Consider the following 12,316-nt stretch of genomic DNA (forward strand, 5'->3'; position numbering starts at 1 on the left):
ATCGACGAGGCTGTCCCTATCATTTAGTGGTCCCCGCCGAGCCCCAACGCCCAAATGAGTCGAAACACCCAAGGCCTGTCCGAAACCGCGTTGCTCTGGATCGTCGCGGGCGGCTTTTTCATGCAGTCGCTCGATACGACCATCGTCAACACGGCCCTCCCATCGATCGCTCAAAGCCTGCACGAAGCGCCGCTCGCCACGCGTCCGATCGTCGTCGCCTATACGCTGACAATGGCCATGCTCACGCCGGCCTCCGGGTGGCTTGCCGATACCTTCGGGACGCGCCGCGTCTATTTTTCGGCGATCCTCGTTTTCGTGATCGGCTCGATCTGCTGCGCGAGCGCACACACACTTCCCGAGCTCGTCATCGCGCGCGTGCTGCAAGGCATCGGCGGCTCGATGCTGCTGCCGATCGGCCGGCTCGCGGTACTGCGCAGCATTCCGGGCGAAGCCTATGTCGCGGCGCTCGCCTTCGTCTCAATCGCGGGACAGGTGGGACCGATCCTCGGCCCGACGCTCGGCGGCTGGCTCGCGCAATCGGCCTCGTGGCATTGGATCTTCCTCATCAATGTGCCGATCGGCGCCGTCGGCCTCGTCGCCGTGCATCGCTTTCTTCCGTCCGACGCGATGCCGGCGGGGGCTCGGCCATTCGACTGGATCGGCTGCGCGTTGCTCTCGGTCGCGATGGTCGCGTTCTCGCTTGCGGTGGAGCCGCCCTCGCAGGCACACCGCGCTGTCCTGGCCCCGCTGCTGTTCGCGCTCGCCGTCGCAGCCGCGCTCGCTTACATCCCTTACGCGAAGCGGCGCCGCGATCCGCTCTTCGAGCTCGCGCTGTTTCGCGAGCCCAATTTCAGCGTCGGGCTCGTAGGGAACCTCGTCTGCCGCGTCGGCTCGAGCGCCGTGCCATTTCTGCTGCCGCTGCTGCTGCAGCTGGAGCTCGGCTACACGCCGCTGCATTCGGGCCTCATGATGCTGCCGGCCGCATTGGCCGGAACGGTCGCGAAGCGCTGGATCGCCCCGCTCATCAAGCGCTACGGCTACGATGCGTTCCTCTTCGTCAACACGTTGATCGTCGGCGGATCGATCGTCGCGTTCGCGCTCGTCTCGCACGGCGTGCCGATCGTCGTCGACATCGTCGTTCTCGCCGTCTTCGGCGCTTCGAACTCGATGCAGTTCGCGGCGATGAACAGCGTCACGCTGAAGGGCCTCTCGAGCCGCGACGCAAGCAGCGGCAACAGCCTCTTCTCGATGGTGCAGATGCTCGCGATGGGGCTCGGTGTGTCGATCGGCGGTGGCCTCGTCGAATGGTTCTCCGAGCAGTGGGGATCGCCCGTGCTCGCGTTTCGCATCAGCTTCGTGAGCGTCGGACTCATCACATTGGTTTCCGCGCTCGTATTCCGCCGGCTCGAGGAAACGGCTTCGCCACGGGCGCCCTTGCACGCCCGCTAGCACGCGTTGCGAGAAGCGTGCGCGAGGCGCGCTTCGGGCGGGTTAAAATACCCCCCTTTCCCTGATCGAGCCCATCGATATGTCCCTCGCCTCCACGCCCGAGATCATCGCCGAACTGAAGGCCGGCCGCATGGTGATCCTCGTCGACGAAGAAGATCGCGAAAACGAGGGCGACCTCGTCCTGGCCGCCGACTTCGTCACCCCGGAAGCGATCAACTTCATGGCGCGCTACGGCCGCGGCCTCATTTGTTTGACGCTGACGCAGGAACGCTGCAAGCAGCTTAACTTGCCGCTCATGACGTACAGAAACGGCACGCAGTACGGCACCGCGTTCACCGTCAGCATCGAAGCCGCCGAAGGCGTGACGACGGGCATCTCCGCTGCCGACCGCGCCCGCACCGTCTCGGCGGCCGTCGCGCGCGACGCGCGTCCGGAGGACGTCGTGCAACCCGGTCACGTGTTCCCGATCATGGCGCAGCCGGGCGGCGTGCTCGTGCGCGCCGGGCATACGGAGGCCGGCTGCGACCTCGCCGCGCTGGCCGGGCTCACGCCGGCCGCCGTCATCTGCGAGGTCATCAAGGACGACGGGACGATGGCCCGGCTGCCGGATCTCGTCGAGTTCGCGCAGCAGCATGGCCTCAAGGTGGGCACGATCGCCGATCTGATTCATTACCGCAGTCGGACTGAGTCGATCGTCTCGCGTGTCTGCGAACGCACGATGGAAACGGCGCATGGCGCGTTTCGCGCGGTGCTCTACCTGGACCAGCCGAGCGGCTCGCCGCATCTCGCGCTGGTGCGCGGCACGCCCTCGCCCGATCGCGAGACGCCCGTGCGCGTGCACGAGCCGCTTTCGGTGCTCGACCTGCTCGAAGTGGGCACTTCGACGCACTCGTGGACGCTCGATGCCGCCATGAAGGAAATCGCGGCGCGCGATCTCGGCGTCGTCGTCTTGCTGAACTGCGGTGATACGAAAGAGCATCTGATCGACGTCTTCAAGGCGTTCGACGAGAAGGAAAAAGCCGAGCAGCTCAAGCGCCGCCCGGTCGACTTCAAGACCTACGGCGTCGGCGCGCAGATCTTGCGCGAGCTCGGCGTCGGCAAGATGCAGGTGTTGTCGAATCCGCGCCGGCTCGGCAGCATGTCGGGCTATGGCCTCGAAGTCACCGGCTTCGTGTCCATGCCGGGCGCCGCCACGGCGCAAAGCGCATAATCTGCCGTCGATACGCTCACGTCCGCCGCGCTGGCACGTGCCCTCTCCCCTTATTCAACGGACTTCTTCATGGAAATCGGACAATATCAACCGAACCTCGACGGCGACGGCCTGCGTGTCGGCATCGTCCAGTCGCGCTTTAACGAGCCGGTTTGCAACGGGCTCGCCGACGCCTGCGTCGAAGAGCTCGAACGGCTCGGCGTGGCCGGCGAGGATGTCCTGCTCGTCACCGTCCCCGGCGCGCTCGAAATTCCGCTCGCGCTGCAAAAGCTCGCCGAGAGCGGGCAGTTCGACGCGCTGATCGCGCTCGGCGCCGTCGTTCGCGGCGAGACCTACCACTTCGAGCTGGTTTCGAACGAAAGCGGCAACGGCATTTCGCGCATCGCGCTCGATTTCGGCATTCCCGTCGCCAACGGTGTGCTCACGACCGATACCGACGAGCAAGCCGTCGCGCGCATGGCCGAGAAGGGCCGCGATGCCGCGCGTGTCGCCGTGGAAATGGCGAACCTTTCGGTCGCGCTCGAACAGCTGAGCGGCGACGACGAAGAAGATGAAGACGAGGAAGAAGAGGACGAGGCATGAAGAGCGCCCGCCGCCGCTCCCGTGAACTGGCCATGCAGGGGCTGTATCAGTGGCTGCTGTCGGGTGCGCCCGCAGGCGAAATCGACGCGCAGCTGCGCGACGCGCAAGGCTTCGACAAGGCGGACACGGAGCACCTCGACGCGATCCTGCACGGCGTCATCCGCGAGTCGGCGACGCTGTCCGCCGATCTCGCGCCGTGCCTCGACCGGCCGATCGATCAGCTCTCGCCCGTCGAGCGCGCGGTGCTGCTCGTGGCCGCGTACGAGTTCAAAAGCCATCTCGACATTCCGTACCGTGTCGTCATCAACGAAGCCGTCGAGCTCGCCAAGACGTTTGGCGGCGCGGACGGCTACAAGTACGTGAACGGCGTGCTCGACAAGCTGGCGCTGAAGCTGCGCCCCGCGGAAACGCAGGTGGGACGCGGCCAGCGCAGTTGATTTCATCATGAACGCAGTGGAATCGCCCGCCTCGCCGGAGGACCTCATGGGAGGAGTCGGCGCGGCTCTCCCACACGAAGCCCGGCTCGCGTCTCCGAAACTCGCTTCCCGAATCGACGCGATCGCCCCCTTCTACGTGATGGAGCTGGCCAAGGAGGCCGCGCTGCTCGAACGCACGGGGCGCCGGATCATCCACATGGGAATCGGCGAACCCGATTTCACGGCGCCCGAGCCCGTCATTGCGGCCGCCACCGAGGCGTTGCGGCGTGGAGTCACGCAATACACGGGCGCGCTCGGCATCACGGCGCTGCGCGAAGCCATCGCGGCGCACTATGCGAGCGTCTATGGGCTCTCGATCGATCCGGCTCGGATCGTCGTGACGGCGGGCGCGTCGGCGGCATTGCTGCTCGCCTGTGCGGCACTCGTCGATCGCGACGACGAGGTGCTGATGCCCGATCCGTCCTACCCGTGCAATCGGCACTTCGTCGCGGCTACCGAGGGCAAGCCGGTGCTCGTGCCGAGCGGGCCGCATGCGCGCTTCCAGCTCACCGCGGACGACATTTCGCGGCACTGGGGGCCCCGCACGCGCGGCGTACTGCTCGCCTCGCCGTCGAATCCGACCGGCACTTCGATCGCGCCGGCCGAACTCGAGCGCATCGTCAAAGCCGTGCGAGCACGCGGCGGCTTTACGATCGTCGATGAAATCTACCAGGGGCTCTGGTATGACGCGCGCCCCGTTTCGGCGCTCTCTTTCGGCGACGACGTCGTCACGGTCAACAGCTTCTCGAAATACTTCAACATGACCGGCTGGCGGCTCGGCTGGCTCGTCGTCCCGCCCGCGATGATCGGGGCATTCGAGAAGCTCGCCCAGAACCTTTTCATCTGCGCTTCCGCGCTCGCGCAGCACGCCGCGCTCGCCTGCTTCGAGCCCGAGACGATCGAGATCTATGAAGCGCGTCGACTCGAGTTCAAGCGCCGCCGCGACTACCTCGTGCCGGCACTGCGGCAAATCGGCTTGTCGGTGCCCGTCATGCCTGATGGGGCGTTCTATGTCTATGCGGACTGCCGCGGCGCCCCGCATCCGGCAGCCGGCGACAGCGCGGCGCTGACGAAAGCCATCCTTCACGATGCGGGCGTTGCGCTCGTGCCAGGTCTCGATTTTGGCAGCTACGCGCCACGCAACCACATTCGCATTTCATACGCCACCGCCTACCCGCTGCTGGAAGAAGCCGTCGCGCGGCTCGGGCGGCTCTTCGGGCGCTGAGTTCGGCGCAAGTGCCGCCGGCCATTCGAGTGGGAAAGCGAACGCGCGCCGAGAGGCGCGCGAGAGCGGAGGAGCCGAGCGCTTGCGCGCGCCAGCCAGAAAGCGGAGCCCTTACTTACGACGCAAGCTCGGCCGAATTGACATGCGGCGCGCTCGCGCTCGTATCGTCGGATTGCGACGACGTGGGCGCCGCCGGGGAGTTCGCCTTCGCCGCCCCGGCAGCGGCAGCGGGATGGCCGCCATTCATCGCGACTTGCACGCGCTTCGACGTCGACGCGACGACGGGATGCGTCGGCGCCTGCGGCGCGTTCACGGGCACCTGCCGGCCACGCGCGACGTCGCGCAGGCGCGAGCGCTCGGCCATCACCTTGGCGCCGTAGCCGCCGTCGTCGCTCGATGTCGATCCTACATAGAGACGAAGTCCGTCGGGGAGCGAGCCGCCGCGCGCGATGCAGTCTTTCAGCACGAGCGCCCCGACCGTGATGTTCGCGAGCGGCTGAAGTGCAGCGGATTGACCGCCGAAATACTGAAACTTATCGGAGTGAACCTTCGACATCACCTGCATCAGACCGCGCGCGCCGACACCACTTTCAGCGTAGGGATTGAACCCCGATTCGATCGCCATCACGGCAAGCAGCAGGAGCGGGTCGAGACCGACTTGGCGCCCCGTTTCGAAGGCCGCCTTCACGAGATCGCTGACCGGCTCTTGGGCGACGTGATAGCGCCGCGCGATGTACGACGCGACGAGGGCCTGCTCACGGACGGAGACAAGCACGCGGTCGTCGCGCGCGTCGGGGGCGACACGCTGCGACGAGACCATCTTTGCGAGGAAATCGAGACTCGCGGCCGAACGACCGTCGAGCGCGCCGGGTCCGCTCACGGGCAGCCCGCTCGCGCCGCTACCGTCGAACGCGCCGTCATAGCGCGTGTTGTCGAAACCGGGCTCGGCCGCCGCGACCGAATCTTCGCTGGCAACCGCGTTCGCGGGCGCGAAGGGCGGCAGCGGGTGCCCGCTCAGGAGCCGCGCCGGGCCGGCCTCGACGGCAGCGCTCAGCACGGGCATGAGCTGGGCCGCGAGCGTGCCGCGCACGGTCGGCAACAGCCAGAGCATGAGCGCGATCGCGATGGCGCAAGCGCCGACGATGCTGAGCAGAAGGTGGCTGACACGCGTCCCGCGGTGCAGCGCAGCGCGAACGGCAAGCGCTAAACGCGCATCGGGACGCCACGATAACCAAGCATTCATTCAGTTCTCCCATTGAGCATGGCTTGCCGAGCGATGAAGCCGAGCATCGAGCGCTCGTGTTGCAAGCCAAGGCGTCGCGGGCCTTGGTTGGGACCGGGGCGACGCCGGGATACGGCGAAGTGTCGTTGGTTACGACACCGACCGTGTGGAGAGCCACGTCGGAGCAAAAGGACCGGCGGCGCGCCGTGCGGCGTGCACGCGGGTGGCTCTCACGCAAAAAACGCCAGCGGCCACAACGAGGCGCTGGCAATGGCAACCAACTAATCGGACCGTGTAACGCCGTGCAGGGGCGGCGTACGGTGACGCGCGTTGCGTCTATGACCGGGGGAAAGTGAACTCGAACCGCTTGGCCCTGCAGCCAATGCGGACGGATTCTAGCAGGGTTTTATAGATCGTCAATGCTACAAAAACGAAAATCTATGACAAAAAGTAATTAAAGTCTGGCCAGAATCGGCCGAAAACTACGCTCCACGCGCGTTTCGGCGACTTTTACCGGGTGGGTCGATCAGGGTAGGAACATGCGATCAGTCCCCGCCGCGAGTAAAATCGCAGGCCACTCAGCGCCGGTCATCGACCGTCCGAAACCGACGCTTCACCGCGCCGCCGATGCGGCGCAAAAATCGTAAGACCATGAAATACAAAGACTTGCGCGACTTCACCGGTCGCCTCGAGGAAGCCGGCGAACTGCGCCGCATCCGCCAGCCCGTCTCGCCGGTGCTCGAGATGACTGAGCTCTGCGATCGCGTGCTGCGCGCCGGCGGGCCCGCCCTGCTCTTCGATGCCCCGCCCGGCTACGCGTTTCCGGTCCTCGGCAATCTGTTCGGCACGACGCGCCGGATCGCGCTCGGCATGGGCATCGACGAGACGGCGGCCGCCAGCGACGACGCGGCGCTGCACTCGTTGCGCGACGTCGGCCGACTGCTGTCGGCGCTGAAGGAACCGGAGCCGCCGCGCGGGCTGCGCGACGCGGGCAAGCTTCTCACGCTCGCGAAGGCAGTCTGGGACATGGCGCCGAAGACGGTCAGCGCCCCGCCCTGCCAGGAGGTCGTGCTCGAAGGGAACGACGTCGATCTCGCCAAGCTGCCGATACAAACCTGCTGGCCCGGCGATGCCGCCCCGCTCGTCACGTGGGGCCTCACGGTCACGCGTGGGCCGAACAAGACGCGGCAGAACCTCGGGATCTACCGCCAGCAGTTGATCGGCCGCAACAAGCTCATCATGCGTTGGCTCGCGCACCGCGGCGGAGCGCTCGATTTCCGCGAGTTCGCTCTGAAAAACCCGGGCAAGCCTTATCCCGTGGCGGTCGTGCTCGGCGCCGATCCGGCGACGATACTCGGTGCCGTCACGCCCGTGCCGGATACCCTCTCCGAATACCAGTTCGCGGGACTCTTGCGAGGCGGACGCACGGAGCTCGCCAAATGCCTGACGCCCGGCGTCGATACGTTGCAGGTGCCGGCGCGGGCGGAGATCGTTCTTGAAGGGTTCATCCATCCGCAAACCGACGAGCCGCCGGCCACGCCGCCCGGCGCGCCTCCACGGCCGCATCAAAGCGCGACCGCTCGGTACGAGCATGCGCTGGAAGGACCGTACGGCGATCACACGGGCTACTACAACGAGCAGGACTGGTTCCCCGTCTTCACGGTCGAACGGATCACCATGCGCCGCGACGCCGTCTACCACTCCACCTACACCGGCAAGCCGCCTGACGAGCCCGCGATGCTCGGCGTCGCGCTCAACGAAGTGCTGGTGCCGATTCTGCAAAAGCAATTTCCCGAGATCACGGACTTTTATCTGCCGCCCGAGGGATGCAGCTACCGGATGGCGATCGTGCAAATGAAGAAGAGCTATCCGGGTCATGCAAAGCGCGTGATGTTCGGCGTCTGGAGCTTTCTGCGTCAGTTCATGTATACGAAGTTCATCGTCGTGGTCGACGAAGACGTGAACGTCCGCGATTGGAAAGAGGTGGTGTGGGCCATCACGACGCGCATCGATCCTGCGCGCGATACCGTGCTCGTCGAGAACACGCCGATCGACTATCTCGATTTCGCGTCGCCCGTATCGGGCCTTGGGTCGAAGATGGGGCTCGACGCGACGAACAAGTGGCCTGGCGAAACCGATCGCGAATGGGGCCGTCCGATCGAGATGGACCCGGCCGTGAAAGCGCGCATCGATTCGCTTTGGGAACAGTTGGGCTTCGGCCGTTGACGCACCTGCGGCGAGAGTCGAACAGGGTCGAGCCGATCTCGTCGCGTCACCGCGTTCACAACCTACGATCGAACAGATAGCAGCAGATAGCCGATAGCGCACGCATGCATTCCGCCTCCATGTTGTCGAACGGTTTTTTTCTTTCACTCTCCCTTTGTCTCGACATCGGGCTCGTGAATGTCGCGATCTTGTCGCTGACGCTCTCGCGCGGCTTCAAGCCCGGGTTCTGGCTCGGGCTCGGCTCGTGTTTCGGCGATCTCGCGTACGCGGTGCTCGCCCTTGCCGGCATGGCGGCACTGCTGCGCTTCGACGCGGTACGCTGGCTCGTATGGGTCGGCGGGGGCGCAATGTTGCTCTATCTGACGTGGAAGATGGCGCGCGAAGCGCTTTTCTCGAAGGCCCCGCCTTCAGTCGCGGCACCCGATCAACCAACGCTCGCCGGAGTATCGACGGGAAGGTCCTCGCGTGAGTTCGCGCGCGGCGTGATGCTCGCCATATCGTCGCCCTCGGCGATCGTCTGGTTCGCGGCCGTGGGCGGCGCGCTCATCGCGAAAGCCGGCGCGACTGATGCGCGCGCCGCGTCGATCTTTCTCGGCGGCTTCTTTCTCGGTGGACTTTGCTGGACGCTTTTTCTTTGCGCGCTCGCGAGCCAAGGCCGCAAGCGCGCCGGCGCCGGGCTGCTGCGCGCCTGCCATATCGCTTCGGCCGTGCTGTTCGCTTATCTATCCTATAGCGTCATCGTCGACGGATACCGCAGCCTGGTGATGCAAGGCGCCTGACGGACCGGAATGAAAACGGCGCAGCGCGGCTTTGGAGGCCGCGATGCGCCGGTCGAGAGCGGCGTTTGCCGCAGTGCGCGGTACTTTATCAGGTCCCGCTTGATGCCTTACCACTCACGCCAATGGCGATGATGCCGCCAATAGGGACGTCCCCAATAGCCGCCGACATACACGCCGGGCGGAGGCGCGTAGACCACAGGTGGCGGAGGCGCATAGTAGACGGGTGGCGGAGGCGCGTAATAGACAGGCGGCGGCGGAGCATACACAGGATACGCGGGCGCCACCGGCACGCCGATGCCGACCCCGATCGAGACATGCGCCTGCGCCGTCGCGGCGAACCCCGCGCCGAGCGCAGCGACAGCCAGCAACGAGACGAGCTTTTTCATTTGTTTCCCCTAGCAGCGCACGCATACGGCGGCGATCGACGATCGGCCGCCGCACGGCGCCTTACCGTCTCTAATGTATAGAAAAAGGGGCGTCGCCGCCGTTTTCATGTGTTTCAAAATGCAATCGGGGGCGGATGCGCGCAGTGCGGTCTGCGCGGCAGGAAGTCGAGTGGGAGGCGAACGATCGGCTTTTACCGATCGCCCGGCGTCATCGCCCAAACGATCGGTAATGTTTCATTACAAAATGATCGGCGCAGGCAGGGCGCTGGCGACGCGCTCCTGCCGATGGGCGCGGGCTGCGCAATATCACGGTACGGCCGTGCGCCGCGGGCTGATCGGATCGAGAGCCGTCTCTCGCGCACGTCATCCGACCTTCACGTAGGTGAATTCGCGCGTGATGCTGGGCGGCACATAGGCTTCCCCGATCTTGACGCGCGGGGTCAGGCGTTTGCGCTGGTCCCACCAGAGCCGACGTTGAGAGCGGCTGAGAAACCTCAGGTGCTTGCGATAGGAAAAGACGTTCATCGCTACCTCCACAGGTGATTGCACACAGGAACTATCCGAGGAACGAAATTGCGACTTCATCCGTACCTTCATCCACCTACTGGGTGCCGCGCGATCCGACGATCGCACAAGCCATCGGGCAACCCGACCGGCGCCTATACTGCATGGAGCGTGCCAGTTTCCTGTCGAATGGCGCGCCTCCCCTACATACGACCCTTGACTGCAACCGGCGAGTATCAGCATGAACCCCCGTGTTGCGCTGCAACCACGGCGTCGGCAAAGGCGACTCGCCTTCGCGTCGACCCGGCGCCGAAACGTCACTTTTTCCGTCGAACGGATTCATTCATGGCACAAATGCCACGCTTCTCGTGCACTTTTTTACCAATCTTCGCCGTCGATTTCTTCAACGCGCTTCTTCGCAGTGTCGCCGCCGCGCCTCGCCGCCGCACGGTCCGTGGAACGCGTCGGCTGGCCCGGTCAGCCCACCCGGAGTTTCCCGAGATGACTTTTTCCCGCTTTTGTCGTTGAGGACGATTGCCGCGTTCGCTCGCCGAACCCGCGGCTTCGTCTTACCGATGTCGTCTTTTTAGACGTTCGCGGCGGGGGGATCGGTACGATCGCGAACAGATGTGTGGTTTCGCGCAAGGCCGGCCCGTAGGCACAATCGCCCGCCCGAGATGCAAGCCTGAATTAACCCGTGATATGGTGACGGCCAGCGCCCGGCGCGAATGGGACGCGAACCGGACGCACACCGACGCAAATTGGCCTTGCCGCCACGACAATTCGACGAAAACGCAAGAATAAGGACCCAAGATGTTCGGCGATATCGCCCGCTTTCTACTCAATACGGTATTTACCCTGTTCGGCGCAGCGCTCCTCTTGCGCGCGTGGATGCTCGCGGTTCGGATGCCGCCTTATAACCCCGTGGCGCACGCCGTGATGCAGGCGACGAACTGGCTCGTGCTGCCGCTCAGGCACGTCTTCAAGACCACGCGCGGGATCGATTGGGCCAGCCTCGTCGCCGCCTTGATCGCCGCGGTCGTCTATGTGGCGCTGATGGTGTTCATTTCGGGCGTCGATCCGCTCGGGCTCGCGCCCATCGTTGCGGTGGTCGCGCTGCTCACGCTCGTCAAATGGGCACTGAACCTGCTGATCTGGCTGACGATCCTGATGGCGCTGCTGTCGTGGCTCAATCCGCACTCGCCCGCCATGCCGATCCTCTATCAGCTGACGGCGCCGTTTCTCGATCCGCTGCGCCGCGTCCTTCCGCATTTCGGCGGCATCGACCTTTCGCCGATCCTGCTGTTCGTCATCGTTCAGGTGTTGCTGATGATCGTGACGCGCGTGGCCGTCTCGCTGACGTTCTTCAGCATTTAAGGTCGCGGCCGTTCGGGTTTTAGACCGATTCGCCGCCACCGATGACGCCGAAGCGCGCCGGTATGATCGCGTAGATCGCGCGCGCTTTCTCCTGCGCGACGCGCTCGATCAGCCGCTGCGCCTCGGCCTCCGTCACGACGAACTCCACTTCGACCGCGAGCGAGCCTTGTAGCTCGAAAAAACGGTCTTCGTGCAGGACCCGGTGCTTGCCGAAACCCGCCATCGCCCGAAAAGCCGATCCGCCTGTGACGCCCATCTGATTCGCTTCGTCGAGCAACCACTCCCACAGCGGCTTCCAGTGCAGTCGATGGTTCTCGTGAACGTAGAAGCGCAAAAGCACATGGTCGTCCATGATGGTCTCCCGCCAGCGGCGGCCGTCCCCGCATCAGCGAGGGCAGCGCAATTTCAGCCGATCGTCAGGCCGCGACTAGCCATATGCGCGCCGTCCACATACCGAGCGCCGTCAACGTGAACGATCCGAGCATGTGCATCGCCGATGCGGCGACAGCCCATCCGATCTGACCTTGAGACAACAGTGTGACAACCTCGGCCGAAAACGTCGAGAACGTCGTCAGCCCGCCCATGAATCCCGTGATGACGAAGAGCCGCCATTCGGGCGGGATGCCGGCTTTGGCCGTGAAAAAAACAATCGCCACGCCGATCAGATATCCGCCGATCATGTTCGATGCAAGCGTTCCGAGCGGCACCGTCGGGAATACGGCGTTCAGGCTGAGACTCAAGACCCAGCGCAGCAATGCGCCTAAGCCGGCGCCGATGAAAATGGAGAGTATCGAGTAGATCAACGTGGGTTCCTGGTTCGACTGTTGTTGGTAGACCGAACCAAGGCCAGCGGCGCGATGCGCGCGAACGCCTACCGTCC

Annotated in this window: 13 protein-coding genes; 8 read left to right on the top strand and 5 right to left on the bottom strand. The window is 65.0% G+C overall.

What is annotated here, in order from left to right; translation table 11 throughout:
- The first annotated feature begins 54 nt into the window (after positions 1 to 54).
- The 5 genes from mdtD to B0G57_RS27775 all read left to right on the top strand — a co-directional run bounded on the left by mdtD (position 55) and on the right by B0G57_RS27775 (position 4,942).
- Positions 55 to 1,449, top strand: coding sequence for a multidrug transporter subunit MdtD (gene mdtD, locus B0G57_RS27755; RefSeq protein WP_018442169.1), 1,395 nt, complete (start codon positions 55 to 57; stop codon positions 1,447 to 1,449).
- A gap of 79 nt (positions 1,450 to 1,528) precedes the next feature.
- Positions 1,529 to 2,659 carry a bifunctional 3,4-dihydroxy-2-butanone-4-phosphate synthase/GTP cyclohydrolase II gene (gene ribBA / locus B0G57_RS27760; protein WP_018442168.1) on the top strand — a complete coding sequence of 377 codons (1,131 nt, stop codon included), beginning with the start codon at positions 1,529 to 1,531 and terminating at the stop codon, positions 2,657 to 2,659.
- Positions 2,660 to 2,728: 69 nt separating this feature from the next.
- Entirely contained in the window at positions 2,729 to 3,241 is a 513-nt protein-coding gene (ribH, locus tag B0G57_RS27765; protein WP_018442167.1) for a 6,7-dimethyl-8-ribityllumazine synthase, read from the top strand.
- Positions 3,238 to 3,678: a transcription antitermination factor NusB gene (nusB, locus tag B0G57_RS27770; protein ID WP_018442166.1), complete on the top strand. Its 441-nt coding sequence runs from the start codon at positions 3,238 to 3,240 to the stop codon at positions 3,676 to 3,678. Before ribH ends, nusB begins: the two co-directional genes overlap by 4 nt.
- A 46-nt stretch (positions 3,679 to 3,724) precedes the next feature.
- The gene (locus B0G57_RS27775) at positions 3,725 to 4,942 is read left to right on the top strand and encodes a pyridoxal phosphate-dependent aminotransferase (RefSeq protein ID WP_051090080.1); all 1,218 of its coding nucleotides are present in this window, start codon (positions 3,725 to 3,727) and stop codon (positions 4,940 to 4,942) included.
- Between the two features lie 115 nt (positions 4,943 to 5,057).
- Here the strand turns inward: B0G57_RS27775 and B0G57_RS27780 are convergent, their stop codons facing one another.
- Positions 5,058 to 6,185 (bottom strand): lytic transglycosylase domain-containing protein, encoded by a 1,128-nt coding sequence (locus B0G57_RS27780; protein ID WP_018442164.1) that lies wholly within the window; start codon positions 6,183 to 6,185, stop codon positions 5,058 to 5,060.
- Between the two features lie 630 nt (positions 6,186 to 6,815).
- Here B0G57_RS27780 and B0G57_RS27785 point away from each other — a divergent pair.
- Positions 6,816 to 8,390, top strand: a complete 1,575-nt coding sequence (locus B0G57_RS27785; RefSeq protein ID WP_026229946.1) for a UbiD family decarboxylase — start codon at positions 6,816 to 6,818, stop codon at positions 8,388 to 8,390.
- Positions 8,391 to 8,494: 104 nt separating this feature from the next.
- Positions 8,495 to 9,169 (top strand): LysE family translocator, encoded by a 675-nt coding sequence (locus B0G57_RS27790; protein WP_018442162.1) that lies wholly within the window; start codon positions 8,495 to 8,497, stop codon positions 9,167 to 9,169.
- 107 nt (positions 9,170 to 9,276) lie between these two features.
- On the opposite strand, the gene B0G57_RS27795 is transcribed toward B0G57_RS27790, so the two are convergent.
- Both B0G57_RS27795 and B0G57_RS31475 read right to left on the bottom strand, forming a co-directional pair.
- Positions 9,277 to 9,555 carry a hypothetical protein gene (locus B0G57_RS27795; protein WP_018442161.1) on the bottom strand — a complete coding sequence of 93 codons (279 nt, stop codon included), beginning with the start codon at positions 9,553 to 9,555 and terminating at the stop codon, positions 9,277 to 9,279.
- A 363-nt stretch (positions 9,556 to 9,918) separates the two neighbouring features.
- A complete protein-coding gene (locus B0G57_RS31475) occupies positions 9,919 to 10,080 on the bottom strand; it encodes a hypothetical protein (RefSeq protein ID WP_018442160.1) in 162 nt (53 codons plus the stop codon).
- A gap of 792 nt (positions 10,081 to 10,872) precedes the next feature.
- Here B0G57_RS31475 and B0G57_RS27800 point away from each other — a divergent pair.
- A complete protein-coding gene (locus B0G57_RS27800; RefSeq protein WP_018442158.1) occupies positions 10,873 to 11,436 on the top strand; it encodes a YggT family protein in 564 nt (187 codons plus the stop codon).
- Positions 11,437 to 11,455: 19 nt separating this feature from the next.
- On the opposite strand, the gene B0G57_RS27805 is transcribed toward B0G57_RS27800, so the two are convergent.
- Both B0G57_RS27805 and crcB read right to left on the bottom strand, forming a co-directional pair.
- Positions 11,456 to 11,788, bottom strand: coding sequence for a DUF190 domain-containing protein (locus B0G57_RS27805; RefSeq protein ID WP_018442157.1), 333 nt, complete (start codon positions 11,786 to 11,788; stop codon positions 11,456 to 11,458).
- Positions 11,789 to 11,852: 64 nt separating this feature from the next.
- Entirely contained in the window at positions 11,853 to 12,239 is a 387-nt protein-coding gene (gene crcB, locus B0G57_RS27810; protein ID WP_018442156.1) for a fluoride efflux transporter CrcB, read from the bottom strand.
- Positions 12,240 to 12,316 lie beyond the last annotated feature (77 nt).

The organism is Trinickia symbiotica (assembly GCF_002934455.1).
In the GTDB taxonomy this organism is placed as follows: Bacteria; Pseudomonadota; Gammaproteobacteria; order Burkholderiales; family Burkholderiaceae; genus Trinickia; species Trinickia symbiotica.